The 17,303-nt window shown below is 39.0% G+C and carries 20 protein-coding genes and 1 tRNA gene; 3 read left to right on the forward strand and 18 right to left on the reverse strand.

Translation table 11 applies throughout. The features are described 5' to 3' along the window. Positions 1 to 2 precede the first annotated feature (2 nt). The 16 genes from ggt to ND812_RS12240 all read right to left on the reverse strand — a co-directional run bounded on the left by ggt (position 3) and on the right by ND812_RS12240 (position 13,619). Positions 3 to 1,775: a gamma-glutamyltransferase gene (gene ggt / locus ND812_RS12165; protein ID WP_265375670.1), complete on the reverse strand. Its 1,773-nt coding sequence runs from the start codon at positions 1,773 to 1,775 to the stop codon at positions 3 to 5. Continuing rightward, complete coding sequence (locus ND812_RS12170) at positions 1,772 to 2,095, reverse strand: metal-sulfur cluster assembly factor (RefSeq protein WP_135604126.1); 324 nt, start codon at positions 2,093 to 2,095, stop codon at positions 1,772 to 1,774. The genes ggt and ND812_RS12170 overlap by 4 nt, the downstream gene beginning before the upstream one ends. Next, the gene (locus ND812_RS12175; RefSeq protein ID WP_265375671.1) at positions 2,079 to 2,513 is read right to left on the reverse strand and encodes an iron-sulfur cluster assembly scaffold protein; all 435 of its coding nucleotides are present in this window, start codon (positions 2,511 to 2,513) and stop codon (positions 2,079 to 2,081) included. Before ND812_RS12175 ends, ND812_RS12170 begins: the two co-directional genes overlap by 17 nt. After that, a complete protein-coding gene (locus ND812_RS12180) occupies positions 2,497 to 3,741 on the reverse strand; it encodes a cysteine desulfurase (protein ID WP_265375672.1) in 1,245 nt (414 codons plus the stop codon). The genes ND812_RS12175 and ND812_RS12180 overlap by 17 nt, the downstream gene beginning before the upstream one ends. Beyond that, positions 3,738 to 4,052 carry a Rieske (2Fe-2S) protein gene (locus tag ND812_RS12185; RefSeq protein ID WP_265375673.1) on the reverse strand — a complete coding sequence of 105 codons (315 nt, stop codon included), beginning with the start codon at positions 4,050 to 4,052 and terminating at the stop codon, positions 3,738 to 3,740. The genes ND812_RS12180 and ND812_RS12185 overlap by 4 nt, the downstream gene beginning before the upstream one ends. Further along, positions 4,052 to 5,215, reverse strand: coding sequence for a SufD family Fe-S cluster assembly protein (locus ND812_RS12190; protein WP_265375674.1), 1,164 nt, complete (start codon positions 5,213 to 5,215; stop codon positions 4,052 to 4,054). Before ND812_RS12190 ends, ND812_RS12185 begins: the two co-directional genes overlap by 1 nt. Further along, positions 5,212 to 5,964 carry a Fe-S cluster assembly ATPase SufC gene (gene sufC / locus ND812_RS12195; RefSeq protein WP_108958640.1) on the reverse strand — a complete coding sequence of 251 codons (753 nt, stop codon included), beginning with the start codon at positions 5,962 to 5,964 and terminating at the stop codon, positions 5,212 to 5,214. The genes ND812_RS12190 and sufC overlap by 4 nt, the downstream gene beginning before the upstream one ends. Positions 5,965 to 6,056: 92 nt before the next feature. Further along, positions 6,057 to 7,295, reverse strand: coding sequence for an EAL domain-containing protein (locus ND812_RS12200; protein ID WP_265375675.1), 1,239 nt, complete (start codon positions 7,293 to 7,295; stop codon positions 6,057 to 6,059). Between the two features lie 117 nt (positions 7,296 to 7,412). Next, on the reverse strand, positions 7,413 to 8,696 hold the full coding sequence (locus ND812_RS12205) for a sugar phosphate nucleotidyltransferase (protein WP_265375676.1): 1,284 nt from the start codon (positions 8,694 to 8,696) through the stop codon (positions 7,413 to 7,415). A gap of 55 nt (positions 8,697 to 8,751) precedes the next feature. Then, positions 8,752 to 9,399: a phosphoribosylformylglycinamidine synthase subunit PurQ gene (purQ, locus tag ND812_RS12210; RefSeq protein WP_100727873.1), complete on the reverse strand. Its 648-nt coding sequence runs from the start codon at positions 9,397 to 9,399 to the stop codon at positions 8,752 to 8,754. Then, on the reverse strand, positions 9,396 to 9,644 hold the full coding sequence (gene purS / locus ND812_RS12215; protein ID WP_135592245.1) for a phosphoribosylformylglycinamidine synthase subunit PurS: 249 nt from the start codon (positions 9,642 to 9,644) through the stop codon (positions 9,396 to 9,398). The genes purQ and purS overlap by 4 nt, the downstream gene beginning before the upstream one ends. Continuing rightward, a complete protein-coding gene (locus tag ND812_RS12220; protein ID WP_265375677.1) occupies positions 9,626 to 10,483 on the reverse strand; it encodes a phosphoribosylaminoimidazolesuccinocarboxamide synthase in 858 nt (285 codons plus the stop codon). The genes purS and ND812_RS12220 overlap by 19 nt, the downstream gene beginning before the upstream one ends. Then, the gene (locus tag ND812_RS12225) at positions 10,480 to 11,607 is read right to left on the reverse strand and encodes a PP2C family protein-serine/threonine phosphatase (protein ID WP_265375678.1); all 1,128 of its coding nucleotides are present in this window, start codon (positions 11,605 to 11,607) and stop codon (positions 10,480 to 10,482) included. The genes ND812_RS12220 and ND812_RS12225 overlap by 4 nt, the downstream gene beginning before the upstream one ends. Before the next feature lie 7 nt (positions 11,608 to 11,614). Further along, complete coding sequence (gene ccsA, locus ND812_RS12230) at positions 11,615 to 12,313, reverse strand: cytochrome c biogenesis protein CcsA (RefSeq protein ID WP_265375679.1); 699 nt, start codon at positions 12,311 to 12,313, stop codon at positions 11,615 to 11,617. Between the two features lie 54 nt (positions 12,314 to 12,367). Beyond that, a complete protein-coding gene (locus tag ND812_RS12235; protein ID WP_265375680.1) occupies positions 12,368 to 13,027 on the reverse strand; it encodes a heme exporter protein CcmB in 660 nt (219 codons plus the stop codon). After that, positions 13,011 to 13,619 carry an ABC transporter ATP-binding protein gene (locus ND812_RS12240; RefSeq protein ID WP_322113694.1) on the reverse strand — a complete coding sequence of 203 codons (609 nt, stop codon included), beginning with the start codon at positions 13,617 to 13,619 and terminating at the stop codon, positions 13,011 to 13,013. Before ND812_RS12240 ends, ND812_RS12235 begins: the two co-directional genes overlap by 17 nt. A gap of 9 nt (positions 13,620 to 13,628) precedes the next feature. On the opposite strand from ND812_RS12240, the gene ND812_RS12245 reads away from it, so the two are divergent. Next, positions 13,629 to 14,645 (forward strand): tetratricopeptide repeat protein, encoded by a 1,017-nt coding sequence (locus ND812_RS12245; protein ID WP_265375682.1) that lies wholly within the window; start codon positions 13,629 to 13,631, stop codon positions 14,643 to 14,645. On the opposite strand, the gene ND812_RS12250 is transcribed toward ND812_RS12245, so the two are convergent. Then, positions 14,600 to 15,388 carry an ABC transporter ATP-binding protein gene (locus ND812_RS12250; protein ID WP_265375683.1) on the reverse strand — a complete coding sequence of 263 codons (789 nt, stop codon included), beginning with the start codon at positions 15,386 to 15,388 and terminating at the stop codon, positions 14,600 to 14,602. The two genes, ND812_RS12245 and ND812_RS12250, sit on opposite strands and share 46 nt — an antisense overlap. A 76-nt stretch (positions 15,389 to 15,464) precedes the next feature. Here ND812_RS12250 and ND812_RS12255 point away from each other — a divergent pair, with 76 nt between their 5' ends. Together ND812_RS12255 and ND812_RS12260 are read left to right on the forward strand one after the other, a co-directional pair. After that, positions 15,465 to 16,364, forward strand: coding sequence for a hydroxymethylglutaryl-CoA lyase (locus tag ND812_RS12255; protein ID WP_265375684.1), 900 nt, complete (start codon positions 15,465 to 15,467; stop codon positions 16,362 to 16,364). Further along, a complete protein-coding gene (locus tag ND812_RS12260) occupies positions 16,354 to 17,250 on the forward strand; it encodes a TIGR02757 family protein (protein WP_265375956.1) in 897 nt (298 codons plus the stop codon). The genes ND812_RS12255 and ND812_RS12260 overlap by 11 nt, the downstream gene beginning before the upstream one ends. Here ND812_RS12260 and ND812_RS12265 read toward each other — a convergent pair. Further along, positions 17,210 to 17,284: transfer RNA gene (locus ND812_RS12265), tRNA-Glu, on the reverse strand. The two genes, ND812_RS12260 and ND812_RS12265, sit on opposite strands and share 41 nt — an antisense overlap. Positions 17,285 to 17,303: the final 19 nt, after the last annotated feature.

Raw genomic sequence — 17,303 nt, forward strand, 5'->3', positions numbered from 1 at the left:
GATTAAAAACCTAATGGAACACCTTCCCCTTTCGGGTCAGAGACACCTATGAGTTTGTCTCCTTCTTTTGACACAACAAATACCTTCGCACGGTGCCTACCATATTGGACTTGGTAAAAGGGAAGTTCCGTTTCAGGAAACGTTCCTTTTAATTCAGGATCCAAAAATAATGTATCAGGTTGGTATTGGTGGTGGATGCGTGGAAAAGAAACACTTTCATATAAGTTTCGTTTTTGAATCAAATAGTGATACAACGTGTTAAAAATGGAGGTAGGAATATGAGAACCACCAGGAGCACCAATGACTAATTTTGTATTTCCATTTGGTTCCAATAGAATGGTTGGACTCATACTCGAAAGAGGTGTTTTCCCTGGCGCTATGGCATTGGCATTCGAACCAACAAGCCCGTATAAATTCGGAACACCAGGTGCTATAGAAAAATCATCCATCGTATTATTCAAAACAAGACCAGTTCCAGGAACCATTTGAATGGCACCAAAGATTCCATTGATGGATTGTGTGGAAGATACTGCATTCCCTTCCTTGTCCATCACAGAGATATGAGTGGTATTATAAGAATCCTTTGGTTCGATCGGTTTTTGAATGGGTTTCCAATTTCCAGAGACTACCTTTTTTTCGATTTCATTCACTTCCTCCTGGATGTACGGGAAGGAGATTAGTTTTGCGACCGGAACTTCTGTAAAATTTGGATCTCCACCTAACTCTGCTCTATCTCTGTAGGCAACTCGCATTGCTTCCGTGATTTGTATCATTTCACCCACTTGGCCTTTGGGAAAGGATTGGCGTTTTGCCATCTCTGCTTTCAATAACATCAATGTGATCAAATGTACACCAGAACTAGGAGGAGGCATAGTCAACATTTGGTATCCCCATACAGAACTACTCAATGGTTCCATCTGTTTGACTTGGTATTCTTTCCAATCCTCTTCACTGATGAAGCTATCAAATTCTTTGTAGTATTCAGTAACTAACCTAGTTGTTTCTCCATCGATCCATTCTTTCTCTTCCTTTTCTGCAATCCGGCTTAATGTTTGGAACAAATCATTTTGTACAAGAAGTTCCCCTTCTCGAATGGGACGGTTGTCAATTCCAAAAACCTTTTGCATCGATGGATTCATATTTGGCCAAACTTTTGAAATCACATTGGCTAAATCTGCATACACGGCAAACCCATTTTTCGCATAACGCATAGCAGGTGCGATTACATCTGTGATGGGAAGTTTTCCATGTTGTTTTTGGATTTTTAGAATCCCTTGAACATTTCCAGGAACCCCGGCACTAAACGGACCTTTGCTAATTTTTTCTGTATCGGCTGATCCATCAGGTTTTGTATAAAAAGAAGCAATTCCTTTTTTTGGGGAACGTTCTCGGAAATCATAAGCCCATTTCCCTTTTTTGGGAAGGTAAACAATGGCAAATCCACCGCCAAGTAACCCAGTGGATTGTGGTCTTAAGACAGAGATGGCAAAACTTGCGGCTGCAAAAACATCCACAACATTTCCACCTTGTTTCCAAACTTCAACCCCAGCTTGGGAAGCAAGAGGATGGTCGGTTGCAATCATAAACTCACGACCAATCAACTCATAACGATCTCTTTTGAGTGAAGCACCTTGGATTTGAGGAATGGAAGGAGATAACTCAGTGGTTTTCTCTTTATTACCTAAAAACGTTTGGATAGTTTCACAACTTCCAAATGATAACAAACCGAGGAATAAGAAGAGGAACGATCTCTTTTTGCCAAAAAACAAACTCAATCGAATATCCCCATTTGCATTTTAGCTTCTTCACTTGCCATGGATCTGGGTTCCCATTTTGGATTCCAGACAACATGTACCACTACTTCTGAAATTCCTTCCACGCGCAGTGCATGATTTTCAATGTCTTGTTTCATCTGTGGACCGGCTGGGCAAGCAAGAGAAGTATAAGTCATTGTAACTTCTGCTTTTTCCCCTTCTACTTTCACATCATAAATCAATCCAAGTTCAACAAGAGAAATGCCAATCTCAGGGTCTTCGACTGATCGAATACTATGATACACTTCCCACTCTTTTTCTGTTTCAGGATCTCGGATCATGGTTTACCTCAATGATTTTTAATAGAGTTTGCCAGGGCAAAAGGGCACAACGGTAACGACTGGGATGAGTTTTCACATTCCGAAAGAATGTTATCTCTTCTAAATCTCCAAACAAGGAAGTTTCATCTCCCTCTAAAAAATTTTTACGTTCACTCAAGTAAGAAAGGAACTTATCTTTTTGAAATTCAGTTTGGTGTTTGAATAAAAAACCAAGAGAAGCCGAACAAATCGAACAGGATTCACCAGATACACCCAAAATTCTGATCCTATCCTCTCCTTCTCGGTAATACAATTTCACTTCATCCCCACATAAGGGATTCAATGCCGAAACTTCTAAAACAGTTTCCTCTGGTTTTCGCCAAAGCGCATAGGATTTCCATTTTAGAAAATCTTGGAATGTATTATTTTCTAACGACACGACCAAATATTGATTTTACCTTCTCAATGGATTTTATGAGAACATCAATGTCTTCTTTTGTATTATAAAAATAGAACGATGCCCGACAGGTTCCTGGAATTTGGAACTGTTTCATAAGAGGTTGGCAACAGTGGTGTCCCACACGGATGGCCACTCCTTCTTCATCTAAGATGGAACCAACATCATGAGGGTGGATTCCATCTAAAGTGAAGGAAATGACACCACCACGTTTGTCCAAATCCTCTGTTCCATAAATGGTAAGACCACCGATCTTTTGAAATCGTTCCAAAGCATATTCGGTTAACATCCGTTCGTGGTTTTTGATATTCTGCATTCCTACTTTTTGTAAATAATCCAAGGCATGAGAAAAACCAATGACACCTGCTATGTTTGGGGTACCTGCTTCTAATTTCGCAGGAAGTGCTGCGTAAGTAGAACTTTCCAATTCCACTGACTCAATCATATCGCCCCCACCTAACCAAGGTGGCATGGCTTCTAAAATTTCTTCTTTCCCAAATAGTACACCAACTCCAGTGGGACCAAGCATCTTGTGGGCAGAAAAAGCATAAAAATCCACATCTAAATCCACTAAGTGAATGGGCATATGACAAGCGGCCTGCGCACCATCAACGAGTACTTTGGCGCCAACTTGCCTTGCCCGATCAATGATCTTTCGCAGATCATGAACCGTTCCTGTGACATTTGACATTTGGCTAATTGCTACTATTTTAGTTCGTTTGGTGATAATTTCACTTAACTTTGATAAGTCGTAGGTAGTATCAGGAAGGATTGGAATGAATTTTAAAAATGCTTTTTTTTCACGTGCCAACATTTGCCATGGAACTAAATTGGAATGGTGTTCTTGGACTGATAAAACAATCTCATCGCCTTCAGAGACATTGACCCGTCCATAAGTTTGTGCCACTAAATTGATCGCATCTGTTGTTCCCCGGGTGAAAATAATTGCCTTTGCACATTGTGCTTGGAAAAAATGGGATGTTTTGATCCTTGTTCGTTCAAAAAGTTCAGTGGCATGTTGGGAAAGATAATACACACCCCGATGGATGTTTGCATTTTCTTTCGCATAATAGTCATTTGTTGCCTGAATGACACTAAGTGGTTTTTGCGAGGTTGCTCCATTGTCTAAGTAAACAAGAGGTTTCCCATTCGGCATCGTTTGGGAAAGGATCGGAAAATCTTTTCGAAGTTGGTAAGGGTCCAAACTCATACAGACTCCAAATCCACTTCTAAGTCTTCTCCATTCACTTTTGTCGGAAACGTAGTGAGTGGTTCTGTGGCTGGGAGAGCTAAAACATTCCCATTTCTGATATCAAATTTTGCAAAATGGCGAGGGCAAGTGATGACACAACCTTCCAACTTCCCGCAGGAAATTTCTTCGCCATCGTGAGTACAAGAATCTTCAAAGGCATAATATTCGTTTTCCCATTTTGTGACCACAACGGAAAAATGTCGGGTTTTGATGACAGTTAATTTACCTTCTTCAATTTCCCCAATGGAAACTAATTTTTTAAACGCCATCATTTCCCTCCCACGAGAATGGTATGAATAGAAGATTCCAAATCCAGTTTTACTTCCTCTTTGAATCCAATCGAATGTATGGTCTCTCCATAAAAGGCAGTCACAAGTAAAGACTTAGATTCTTCAGGACTTAATCCTCTCGATAATAAATAAAAGTATTGTTCTTCATCAATGTCACCAACGGTGGCTCCATGGGTACAGGATACGTCTTCTGCTAGGACTTCCAATTTTGGATTTGCTTCTGCTCTTGCCTTTTTGTTTAAAGAAAGGTTAAATGATTCTTGGTGAGCCACTACCTTCTTTAAGTTAGGTGGAATGATCAGATTTCCTGTAAATACATGATGGGAACGATCAGTCACAATTGCCTTATAGGTAATTTTACTTGTAGTATGGTCTGCATGGTGGTGCATTTCCATATCCAAATCCTTCAGATTCCTTTTTCCTAATGCAGAAACCCCATCCACTGTCACTTCTGAACCGTTTCCTAATAAGTGAGAGTGCAATAATAATTTAGAACGAAACCCACCAAATGGAAAATGATGGTATTTTACTGATGTATTTTCTTTGGATAGTAAAAGTACAGTTCGGAACTGGACTAAGTCTTCATCATAATTTTCTTCATCCAAAATCTCAACTTGTGAATCTTTGTCTGAAATAAAAACATCAATTCCTGTTTGCAAATGGAGTGAATCTGACTTGTGGTTAGATTGTGTTTTTAAATGGATTTGCGAAAATTTCCCTTTGGGAACATAAAAAATTCGGAAAAAAAATTTCGGTTCATCACCTAATGATGAATCAATGGGAGTCACTAGTCCGTCTTCACAAATGAAAAACTGAATCCCAGGTGATTGTAAAACAGAGAGATAACTAAAATAATCCTTTGGTAGGTATTGTTGTAACAAACCAAAAATATCATTTAGGATTGTTTCACTTACCAAATCCTTTTCAACAGAATTTGTAGAATCCTCAATCTTCGTTTTTTTCTCTTGGGGGTCAAATCCCAGTTCCTTCCAATCTAGAGCACTGATCGGAAATTTACGATAGGATTCCTCTTTTTCAGCGGGAAGAGATAATGTTTCCCAAGTTTGTATGAGAGAACGACAAAACTGATTTCGCTTATTCTGGTCGATGGTAAACTGTTGTTTGTTGAGTAAGGAATTCATTTGACCCCTTCTCTCTCCAATATCCAATCATAACCTACTTCTTCTAATTTGAGTGATAGGTCTTTTCCACCTGTTTCCAATATCCTTCCATCAGCAAACACATGGACAAAATCAGGAACAATATAGTTCAGCATCCTTTGGTAATGAGTGATGAGTAAAATAGATCTCTCTGGGTTTCTATTTGCATTGATCCCTTCGGAAACAATCCTTAGAGCATCGATATCTAACCCAGAATCAGTTTCATCTAAAATCGATAACACAGGTTTTAGTAAACTCATTTGTAAAATTTCAGCTCGTTTTTTCTCTCCACCAGAGAACCCATCATTCACATAACGTCCGATAAACGATTGAGGGACTTCCAAAAGATCCATTGCGGTTTTTAATTCTTGTTTGAATTCTTTGACAGGGAGTTCTTTTCCGCGGTGTGCTTTTAAAATGGATTTTAAAAAATTCCCGATGGTGACACCCGGAAGTGCTGTTGGGTATTGGAACGATAAAAATAAACCTAACCTTGCCCTTTCGTCTGTAGAAAGTTTTAAGATCGATTCTCCTCGAAAGAGGATGTCCCCCGAGGTAACATTGTATTTTGGATGGCCGAGGATCACATTGGAAAGGGTACTTTTCCCAGAACCATTGGGCCCCATGATGGCATGGACTTCTCCTGCTCCGATGGTTAAATTGACCCCTCGGAGGATCTGTTTGTCTCCGACATTGGCATGTAGAGATTTGATTTCGAGAATTGCGGACAAGGTGGTATCCTGTTTTTTATATTTAGAATGATTCTATATTATAGACGAATCCCTACTACCAGGAAAATCGACCACTCAAAAAAAACAAGATTCTATTCCGACCAACTCACCTGTGCCACAAGGATCTTCCCTGCCATGAGAGAAAAGGTAAAGATAACATACTGATTTTGGTTGTTGATGTCATACAGAGGGTATGTCACTCCCCATTTTTTGCGAAACCGCTCTGATTCCTCTTTGTGTTTCAAAAAATAAGGTTTCCAAGCGTAGTTGTTTCCAATTTGCCTAGACCGTTCCAAATACCCACCATTCATACGATCCAAATCATAGGTTGGTGTGATTTGGTAACCTTCCCCGTCACAGACAAACACCTTTAAGATCTCCCGTGGAAGGGAACCTAGGATTTGTCCAAACCGGTAGGGGAAATCTTCTTCACTCGAATCAGAGAGTTCATAAAACAAGTCTTGTAATTGGTCGATGATCTTTTGTTCTCGGATTCCCTTTTCCCGAAGTTCACGAGAACGAACACTCGAAAAGTTTTCGAGGACAGTTTTCATCTTGTCGGAGAACGTATTGCGGTTGAGAAAATGTGGGTTCGGAGTCGAAAAATAGAAACCTTGGAGGAGATTGGCACCCATGGAAAGGGCAAGGTTCACCTCTTCTTCTGTTTCAATCCCTTCAAATAGGAGTTGGCTTCCTAATTTCTGAGACATCTCCGAGATAGCTCCAAGGACCTGTTTGAAGGAGTTTTTATTCAAACTTTCCCTCATGATACGGATGTCCACTTTCATGATGTCGGGGTGCAAATACCCAATGCGTTCTAAATTGGAAAAACCTGTCCCCAAATCATCGATGGCAATTTTTAACCCATAATCCCTGAAAATTTGGACAATTTGGATGAGCCTTTCGATCGAACCATCAAATTCGTCTTCAGTGATTTCGATCACTACTTGGTTGCGATCAATCCCATACTTTTCGATGAGTTGGATGATATGGAAATTTTCTGCAAATAAATCAGTATTGTGTACCCGAGAGAGGAAGTTCGGCATCATATTGAAAAATAGTTTTGTCCGAAGGTTACTTTCCTTTAGGGTTTGGACTGCCTTCTCTCTTAAAATCCGGTCAATATTGTAAATCGGAACAGGGTCATGTTCTCGGTTATGGAAAAGCCCGCCTAAAGAATGGTAGGTGTTCTCTTCTGGATTGAACTGGCGGCCGAGGACTTCATAGGCTGAAATAGAGCGATTGATGGCATTGACGATGGGTTGGAAATGTGGGACAAAGTATGTCTCGTTCCAAAACTGGTTTCCTTCCGTTGATTCCGTTGTGAACATGGTTCCCTTTCTTCCAACTTAGAACTAAGTTCAAAACTGGCAAGAAAAATTCCACATTTTTGGAACCATTTAGACCCATTTTAGGCAAACTAAATCCATAATTGTGTCATTTTTGACTCAAACAGAATACCCATCTGGGATGGCAGAGTGTCTGGGCACAACGATAATCCCGTCACGGATCCGGATATAATCATCTTCGTACTCTTGTAAGTTTTGTTCGTTTAACAGCCGAACGTTGGCGCCTATCGCACAATCCTTATCGACAATTGTCCGCCGTATTTCGCAGTTAGGTCCAATCCCAATTGGGATTTTTCCCGATTTACGATCAAAGTACCCGTAATGGTCAAGACCCATGATGATGGAATCGTAGATTTTTGTTCCAGAAGCAATGAGCTGCCTCACCCCAATGATGGATCTGTGCACCTCACATTGGTTAAGGATGGTACCTTCCGAAATGAGCGCCTGGTTCACAACCGCCTGATTGATCTTTGACGGTGGAAGTGCCCTCGCCCTTGTATAAATCGGGGTTTTCTCTAAATACAAATTGAATTTAGGGATATGATCGGTTAACATCAAATTGGCTTCATAAAAAGCTTTGATGGTTCCGATGTCTTCCCAGTAACCGTCGTAAGTATACGCTTTTACTTTTCGTTCTTTTATCGCCTTCGGTAAAATTTCCTTTCCAAAATCTGCCATATTACGGTCTTCCAAAACATCAATTAACGTAGATGTGTTGAAGATATAAATTCCCATGTTTGCAAGGAAGGCCCCGTTTTCTGTGCGGCAATATTCTACCTGAGAAAGGTCCTGTGGTTTTTCAATGAATTCCTGGATGGTGCCACCAACCCCTGCTTTGACTATGCCCAGACCATAAATTTGGTCTTCAGGGATTGCATTGGTTGCTACAGAAATTTGGGTTTCTGGGTCCATCAAATGACTCTGCATAAAGTCGGCAAGGTCCATATTGTACAACTGGTCACCAGAAAGGATAAGAACATACTTTGGTTTTTGTTCACGAATGTAAGGTAATACCTTTCTTACGGCATCCGCTGTCCCTTCGAACCAATTGGCACTTGATACGGTTTGTTCCGCAGCAATGATTTCTACAAAACTTTTTTGGTGGATATTGTTAGTTGCATACGTTCGATTGATGTGGCGGTTCAGCGAATACGAGTTAAACTGTGTTAGGATAAAAATTTTTTCGAATCCACTGTTCAGGGAATTGGAGATCGGAATGTCGATGAGTCTATACTTACCACCAAAACTCACGGCGGGTTTTGATCGTTTTTCAGTTAAAGGCAGTAGCCTTGTTCCCTTTCCCCCACCGAGAATAATTGTGAGGACTTCATCTTTTTTGAGAATAAAATCCACACAGTCTATTGAGTCTTCTTGGAATCGCATACCTATCCTTATAAGGATATTTGACGAAAAAGCAAGAAAAGGAAAGGAAAAGATTCTAATTTTTTAAGAGAGCTTCTAAGATTTGTTTGCCGTCCATTTTCCCTGTAAAAGGATTCATTGCTCTTTCCGGATGAGGCATCATTCCTAAAACATTTCCTTTTTCATTACAGATCCCAGCGATGTCATGTAAAGATCCATTTGGGTTTTCCTGGTAACGAAACACAACTTGTCCATTTTTTTCTAATCGTTCTAAAGTTTCTGCGTCAGCAAAGTATGCACCTTCTCCATGAGCAATTGGGATGGAAAGATTCCCTTGGAAATGTTTTGCAAAACCATTTTCTTTTACTGGAACAAGTTCAACATCTTTGCATATGTATTTTAAAGTTCGATTGTGTAAGAGTGCACCAGGAAGTAGTCCAGATTCGGTAAGGATTTGGAACCCGTTACAAACTCCAAGAACCTTTCCCCCTTTGTTCGCATACTTCACAACCGATTCCATGGATGCACTGAATTTTGCCATAGCACCGCAGCGTAAGTAATCTCCAAAGGAAAACCCTCCAGGTAAAACAACCAAATCAGGAACATCATCAAAGGATTCTTTGTACCAGGTGTAATTGACATCGGCCTGGAAATAGTCATGTAATACGGATCCAACATCTTTATCACAATTGGAACCAGGAAAGGTGACTACCCGAACTTTCATTGGGATTCAACCACCAGTTTGTAAGTTTCAATCACCTGGTTCACAAGGACTGATTCACAAATTTCCTTGGCGATCGATTCAGCCTCTTTTAAGGAAGAGGCATTGAGTTTGAGTTCAATGTATTTTCCCACACGTAAGTCCTGGACTTGTCCTTTTCCTTGGTCATGAAGGGTACGGAGCACTGTTTGGCCTTGGGGATCAAGGACGGATTCTTTGAGGGTAACATTTATTTTTGCGACAAACATATATTGATTTTATCTTCCAATTCCAAGTATTTTTTACGTAGTTCCTGAATCAAGGATTCGGGGAGTTTAGGGGGTGGTGGATTTTTATCCCAAGAGGTGGATTCGAGCCAATTTCGTAGGATTTGTTTATCAAAACTGGCGGGAGTTTTCCCAAGGGCATAGGTTGACGCATCCCAATACCGGGAAGAGTCTGGTGTCAAAATTTCGTCAATGAGAACCGGTTCTCCATCGATGAGCCCAAATTCAAATTTGGTATCACAAAGAAGGATCCCTTGTTTTGCCATCAATTGGTGGGCTTTTTCGTAAAGGTGGAGGGAGATCGTTTTTACTTTTTGGAATAAATCGGATCCCACTTCCTTTTCCATTGTGCTCTCACTGACATTTTCATCATGGCCAGCATCGTTTTTCCTCGCGGGTGTGAAAATGGGTGTGGGAAATTGGTAGGATTCTTGTAAACCCTTAGGGTAAGCGGTCTCCGCAATGGTTCCCAATTGTAGGTATTCCTTCCAAGCAGAACCTGTGAGGTAACCACGAACCACACATTCAAAATCAATTCGTTTTGCTTTTTTCACAAGGACAGAACGTCCAATCAGGTTTGGTTCATTTTGGTAAGGTTTTGGAAAACGGGAAACATCATCTGTGATCAGATGGTTGTTTATATCCGAAAAATAACGAAACCATTGGGTGGAAATTCGAGTGAGGACTTTCCCTTTGTCTTCAACAGGTTCGGAAAATACAACATCAAAGGCAGAAATCCGATCCGTTGCTACTAGTAATAACTCAGAACCAAGATCATAAACATCTCTCACCTTTCCTTTATAATGGGGACTCGGGATCATAATTGTATACACACCATTGCCATATCGTCATTCGGAGTGGAAGTTCCACAAAACTCTAAAATTTGATTTTGAACTGTGGGAAGGATATCCCCACCAATACTTACAGATTTTTGAAAAATATCGCGCATACCCTCTTCTGTGATGTATTCCATTTTGGAGTTCATAGCTTCACTTGCTCCATCCGTGTACATAAAAAACTTGGAGCCTTGTTTTAAAGAGATCGATTGCACTTCGTCATTGGTAATCATATTGATTCCCATAATCATAGGACTCATCCCCTTTAATAATTTGGTTTCTCCATCCATGTAAATGATGGGAGCTGGATGACCACCATTGATATAGGAAAGTTTTAATTCCTGATCAATGATCGCATAACAAAAAGTAATGGCATAATCCTCAGGAAGTACAAGTTCCATATTTTTACGAAGGTGAGAAACACGTTCCTTCAAACCCATATTAGGAACTAAATTGAATAATTGCATTTTGAACATGGCACCGATGAGGGCGGCACTTGGTCCATGCCCTGAACAGTCAGCAATCACGATATGGAGTTTTTTTTCTTCAATCCAAGTGTCTACAAAATCACCACCAATTTGTAAATACGGATGGAAAAGTGTCTGGGCTTTGATTCCGTTCCAAATAAAACTTTTTTCCGGGATCAGTTGGTCTTGGACACGCCTTGCCGTTTGTAGTTCTTTTTCGTATCTACTTTTTTGTTGGTACAGTTCGTCCTGTAAATCTTTCAAACGGATCACAGAATGAATTTTTGCAACTAATTCTCGTTTGTTGAAAGGTTTGTTAATAAAATCATCACCACCATTTTTCATGGCTTCCTGGAAACCAACTTCACGATCGATAGAAGTGATAAAAAGAATGGGCAAAAGCTTAAACTGATCCATTTCCCGAAGTTCACGACAAAAGGAAAAGCCATCCTGTTCTGGCATATTGACATCTAATAATAAAGTATCAATGCGGGTATTGAGTAAAACCAAACGTGCCTCTTCTGCTGAATAGGCGGTATATGTCTTAAAACCTTCTTGGGATAAAAGGTATTTGAGAAGTTCCACATTTTCAGGAACATCATCAACAATGAGAATTGTATGTTGTGACTCTTTTGTTTCCATTTTTCAATTAATTGAATTCGGACCGAAGGTGATTTTTAATTTCCTGTATTTTTTCGTTTCGGTTCGAAAGGAAAAAGAGAAACAAAAACAAAAAATGGTAAGCAAGAACACCGAGCCACATCGTTTGTTTCATGTCCGAATCCATTCCGCCCTTTCCAAGCACACTGCCCGGGTGGTTTCCAGGATTTTCAATCCAACGAATGGCTCCCCAAGTCAAAACCGCACTTAAAGCACAAAGAACAGAAAGATAAGCCGATAAGATGGCCTTTTTTTTGCGAGATGGAACCAAATATCGAAAGATAAAATAACTAAGGAGAGAAAGGCATAAAATAAAGAATGATTGTAACCTAGCATCTGTTTTGTCCCAAGGAACTCCCCATGCACTATATGCCCAAATGGGACCGGAAAATAAAACGCCTAAGGCAAAAAGAAAAGCAAGTTGGTTTGCAGTAAATGCGAGCCGATCCCATAGCAGGTCTTTTTTGATGAAATAAATCAGAGAAAAAACAAACGATAACAGTGGGCCGTATAATGCAACCCAGGCGACTGGAACATGTAGGTAAAAAATTCTATGGCTTAGGCCTTGTTCCAAAATGACATTGGGATATAGGATCGAAACAAATACAGCAATCACCAAAGAGATACAGACTGCGATGTAAAAGGCGAAATCCAAAGCCGGGTGGATCAGTTTGATCTTACGTTCCATTTTTTTCCAAATTTTCAGAATGGAAAAGAAATTCTAGGAGAAAATACAAATCCCCTACTCATTCTGTAAGGTTTCTACCATAATGGAACCAAGGGTTCCGTAAAATAGAAGGAAAAACAAAAGTAATCCAATCGAAGGTAAATACAATCCAGGCTCCATCCAGTATCGATTTTCAGCTTCTAGTCCAAACAAAAACAATGGAATCGAAAACGGAAGTTGTAAGAGGGGAATGATGATCTCTTTCAGTCGGCTTTCAAATGCAACCACTCCAAGGGATACACCCAAAAACACCAAACACCCACTTCCTAAGTTTGCAAATAACCACTCTCCTAAATAACGTTCCAAAACCATATTTTGGAAAAAGATCGATAATACGAGGATAAGGAGTGCATTTACAAGGATGGTACAAAACCAAATTGTAATCGATTTGCTAATGTATAGATAAGTAGGACTGACATAACTGGAACTTGCTTCCCATCCCATAGATTCTCTTTCTTCCCATAAACTTTGGCTTACAATGACAAAGTTGAGAATGAAGATGATTGCCCATTTCAGACCACGGATACTCCTTGCCGATAACATTTCGTTCACTTCAATGGATGTATAAAAAATGAAAACGACAGAAACACTCAATGTAAAAAGAGAAACGACTCCACCTAGTGAACGCCCAATCAAATAAAAATCTTTTTTTAATAGATTAAGAAACAAAGACATTCCCCTGGCGAATTAAAATTTGACCTGTACACTCAAGTTCACTTGGAATCGAATGGAGCACAGTCAGAATGAGTTTCGATTTTTTTTCTTCATTTAAAATCGAACTTAAGACCAAAGAAGATTCAAAATCAAGTCCTGTAAATGGTTCATCAAATAAAATGATTTCTGCTGATGAAAGTAAAACCCTCATGATGGCAACTTTCTGTTTCATCCCTCTGGAAAAAAAATGGATGGGATCCCATATCCTTTTTTCCAAACGAAAGAGTTTTAATAACTCCATCCTTTTCTCCATGGAATGGAATCCATCCAAAGAGGCAAAGTAGTCTAGGTTTTCTTCTAAACTTAGAGAGGAATAAAAACCAAGTTCATGGCCCAAATAAGCAATTTTGCGTTTTCCACTAGGCCAAGTCCAGGCAGGAGAGGTTAAGGAATCATGAAAGATTTTTTTAAGTAATGTCGATTTACCAGCTCCATTTTCTCCAAGGACTGCGAGTAATCCTTTTTCAAAAAAACTGAGATTCACCTCTTTCAATACGGTTTTTTCGCCGACAGTAATAGTGAGCCCTTTTGTCTCCAAAAGCATACGGTTCATTCTAACACCATGTTCCATCGACTGTTTACATTCGCACTTCTGTTTTTGTTTCCAAACCTAGTCTTTGCACAAAAACTCATCGGGAACAAAGAATACCCAGAACTTTTATGGGGGAAAGACGAAGAGTTTGATACCCGTGACTTTCCGAATGGATCTTTTATTTACCACAAAGATGATTTTATCCTAACTCGTGGAAAACTTTATACCGGAGAACCCCCTAAATCGAATGGAAGTTTTGTCTACGGAACAGAAACCATCACAAATTCAGGAAAATGGAACAACGATACCATTGAACTTCTCTTAAATGGAAAGGCAAACCAAAGAGGTGAAGTCATCAAACGTTTGGAAGCTGGAGTTCGATTTGACCCTCAATTTTTTCCCTTCCGTTACAATTTGGGCAGACTGTATTCACTGGAAATGAAATACGAAAAAGCACTTGTTGAATTTGAATATGCAAAAGCAGAAATGCCAGAGTATTACAAAACATATTTGCATATCGCAATCCTTTCTGAAATCACAAGACAAACTTATTATGCCATTATGAATTATAAATTGGCAGTTGAAAAAAATCCATACGATACAGAAGCACTCATTCGACTTGCTGATCATTATTTGGAAACTGGACTTAAGAACAGAGCACTATTGTATCTTAACAAGGCTCTGAAAATCGAAGAGGAAAGTCCGAATGTAAAACTTGGATTTGCAAGGCTTGAAATGGAAAAAGGGAATTATCATATTGCTTATAAGATTTTCAATCGAACGAGTTTAACCACTGGTGAGGGAAAACAAAAGTCATATGATAAAAAGTTTCATTATTATTTTGCTGAGACAGCTTCAAAAGTCACAGATTATGAAACAGCAGAAGAACAATATACAAAAATGCTCAGTTTCACCAATGATCCGTTTTTTGCGACCGTTTCCTCAAAAGTGATCGCACGTAGAAGGGATATCGCGAAAAAATTTGCGGAAGCAAAACGAACTCAGTTGGATGATTCCGAAGAAGAAGTTACACCACCAAACGAATGATTTCTGGCAAAAACCAATTCTTGTAATAGTTTCGATTGTGGATGCTTTAGAAGTTGTTTTGGATTTCCAAATTCAGTGATACTTCCCTCTTCCAATACAAATATTTGATCACACATATAAGATAAAAATCCAAGGTCGTGTGAAACAATCAACATTCCTAATGAATCCTTTTGGTTGATTTCCTTTAATTCTTCAGCAATTTTCTTTTGCACAAGAACATCAAGGGCTGTTACTGGTTCATCCAATAATAGGTATTCTGGATTCATTAGCAATGCCCTTAGTATAGCAAATCTTTGTAATTGACCACCACTTAACTCTTGTTTTGTATTTTTTAATAAAGACACTGGTAATTCAAATCGATGACATAAATTTCCAATTCTTGTGTTTTCCTTATCGATCATTTCTTGATTTAAGACTAATTGTTTCTGAACCTTAAGTGGTTCTAATAATAATTCGCCAATTATATTGTACGGTGAAAAACTACCAAAGGGATCTTGGAAAACAGGTTGGATTTTGGGACAATGTTGATTTCCCAACATTTCGCCCTTCCATTCTATTTCCCCATTCCACTCATATCCATCAGACTTTGGAAGTAAACCAAGTGCCAAACGAAATAAAGTGGATTTACCAGATCCCGATTTTCCAATGAGGCCAGTGATTTCTTTGGGTTTTGCTTCTAAGGATACGTCATTTAAGATGGTTCGTTTCCCTATATGAACTGAAAGATTTTTGATTTTAAACATAATACCTTGCAGATAAAATCATTGCATTCTCTCTCTCAATAAACAATCTAAAGAGGATAAATAGGAGTGAATCGTTTTGGAGAAAGTAAAAATCACAGAAGTAGGACCAAGAGACGGATTACAAAACGAAAAAACCATTCTCTCAACTCAGGATAAATTTGAATTCGTAAAACGTCTAGTAGAATCTGGGACAAAACACATCGAGCTCACTTCATTTGTCAGAAAAGATAGAATACCCCAAATGGGTGATGCGATTGAACTATCTGCACTCGTGTTACCAAAATTTGCAAACGATGTAGAGTTTTCATGTCTAACTCCCAACACTAAAGGATATGAAGCAGCAAAACAAGCGGGTTTCAAAGAAGTGGCAGTGTTTACTGCGACTTCTGAATCTTTTACGAAAAAAAACATCAACATGACAGTTTTGGAAAGTTTTACTTCCTTCCAACCTATTTTTGAACAAGCCAAACAAGATGGAATCAAAGTCAGAGGTTATATTTCAACAGTGATTGCCTGTCCCTATGAAGGAAAAATAACACCTGATAAAACATTAGATGTCGCATTGCGACTATTAGATGCTGGTGCCTATGAAATTTCCTTAGGGGAAACGATAGGTGTTGCTGTTCCGGATGAGGTTGAAAAATTATTTGATGTCTTACTTAAAAAAATTCCGATTTCTTATCTCAATTGTCATTTCCATGATACCTATGGAATGGCAATTGCGAATACTAAACAAGCTCTCTCCATGGGGATCCGAAGTTTTGATAGTTCCGCTGGAGGGTTAGGTGGTTGTCCCTATGCAAAAGGAGCCGCAGGGAATGTGGCAACAGAAGATTTGGTATATTTTTTAACGAGAGAAGGATATGATACAGGGATACAATTGGATTCACTAGTAAAAGTGAGTCAATTTATGGAAACAAAACTAGACCGTCAGTTTAGTTCCAGAACCTACATTGCCAAAAAAAATGCCAGCTGATGTATTCTTATTAAAGAAAAAATTAGAGAATCTAAAAAACAAATACCAAAGTGTATCTTATTTGGATACAGATCCCATTTGTTTCCCAAAACAATTCAAAGATCCACTGGATATCGAAATTATATCCTTGATTGCTTGTTTGTTTGCCTATGGATCAGTCAAAAACATTCAGAATTTTTTAAATCCTATCATTTCAGCAATGGGACCTTCTCCCTATTTATTTTTAAAACAAAAACAAAGTGCAATGGAACCGTTTCTTAAAACAGTAAAAGGTTACCGTTTCCAAACAAAAGAGGATCTAATTGTTTTCTTTGTAACCTTACAGAGGATGATACAAGTTCACAAAGGAACAAAACCAATTTTTGAATCTACTTTTTTAGGTGAAGAAATCAAATTCCAAAGAGAAAGGTCCATACAGAATTTTCAAGCATTCATGGAAGAAGAATTCAAAATTACCCTGGGCAACAAACCACTTACGTATGGTTTACAGTTTTTAATTGGTAAATGGAATTCTAAATCTCCTAAAAAAAGGATTTCTCTTTTTTTACGATGGATGGTTCGAAACCAGTATCCTGATTTTGGAATCTATAAACAAATCCTTCCCAGTGAAATACCCTATCCGATGGATGTTCACATTCAAAAATTAAGTAAAGTATTAGGCATTCGTGACAAAAAACAAGTTAAGTTAGATGACGCATTCCTTCTTACTGAGTATTTCTGTTTACTCAATCCCACCGATCCATTGTTATACGATTTCTATCTAACAAGAGTGGGAATCATCGAAAAATGCAAAGGAAGTTATGTAGAGGAAATTTGTAAGTTATGTGAGTTGCAGGAGGTTTGTTTGGTAGTGCCACGGGGAATTGAACCCCGATTGCAAGGATGAAAACCTTGTGTCCTAACCATTAGACGATGGCACCGATTGAGAACGTTTTCTAA

This window comes from Leptospira limi, from assembly GCF_026151395.1.
GTDB classification, from domain to species: Bacteria; Spirochaetota; Leptospiria; order Leptospirales; family Leptospiraceae; genus Leptospira_A; species Leptospira_A limi.

Bases quoted from the DNA above. Each gene is read 5' to 3' on its own strand.
- ccsA (WP_265375679.1), bottom strand. From the start codon at position 12,313: ATGGAACGTAAGATCAAACTGATCCACCCGGCTTTGGATTTCGCCTTT.
- purS (WP_135592245.1), bottom strand. From the start codon at position 9,644: ATGTTTGTCGCAAAAATAAATGTTACCCTCAAAGAATCCGTCCTTGAT.
- purQ (WP_100727873.1), bottom strand. From the start codon at position 9,399: ATGAAAGTTCGGGTAGTCACCTTTCCTGGTTCCAATTGTGATAAAGAT.
- ND812_RS12180 (WP_265375672.1), bottom strand. From the start codon at position 3,741: ATGAGTTTGGACCCTTACCAACTTCGAAAAGATTTTCCGATCCTTTCC.
- ND812_RS12240 (WP_322113694.1), bottom strand. From the start codon at position 13,619: ATGAACCGTATGCTTTTGGAGACAAAAGGGCTCACTATTACTGTCGGC.
- ND812_RS12245 (WP_265375682.1), top strand. From the start codon at position 13,629: ATGTTCCATCGACTGTTTACATTCGCACTTCTGTTTTTGTTTCCAAAC.
- ND812_RS12200 (WP_265375675.1), bottom strand. From the start codon at position 7,295: ATGTTCACAACGGAATCAACGGAAGGAAACCAGTTTTGGAACGAGACA.
- ND812_RS12250 (WP_265375683.1), bottom strand. From the start codon at position 15,388: ATGTTTAAAATCAAAAATCTTTCAGTTCATATAGGGAAACGAACCATC.
- ND812_RS12190 (WP_265375674.1), bottom strand. From the start codon at position 5,215: ATGAATTCCTTACTCAACAAACAACAGTTTACCATCGACCAGAATAAG.
- ND812_RS12220 (WP_265375677.1), bottom strand. From the start codon at position 10,483: ATGATCCCGAGTCCCCATTATAAAGGAAAGGTGAGAGATGTTTATGAT.
- ND812_RS12225 (WP_265375678.1), bottom strand. From the start codon at position 11,607: ATGGAAACAAAAGAGTCACAACATACAATTCTCATTGTTGATGATGTT.
- ND812_RS12185 (WP_265375673.1), bottom strand. From the start codon at position 4,052: ATGGCGTTTAAAAAATTAGTTTCCATTGGGGAAATTGAAGAAGGTAAA.
- ND812_RS12235 (WP_265375680.1), bottom strand. From the start codon at position 13,027: ATGTCTTTGTTTCTTAATCTATTAAAAAAAGATTTTTATTTGATTGGG.
- ND812_RS12170 (WP_135604126.1), bottom strand. From the start codon at position 2,095: ATGATCCGAGATCCTGAAACAGAAAAAGAGTGGGAAGTGTATCATAGT.
- ND812_RS12260 (WP_265375956.1), top strand. From the start codon at position 16,354: ATGCCAGCTGATGTATTCTTATTAAAGAAAAAATTAGAGAATCTAAAA.
- ND812_RS12205 (WP_265375676.1), bottom strand. From the start codon at position 8,696: ATGCGATTCCAAGAAGACTCAATAGACTGTGTGGATTTTATTCTCAAA.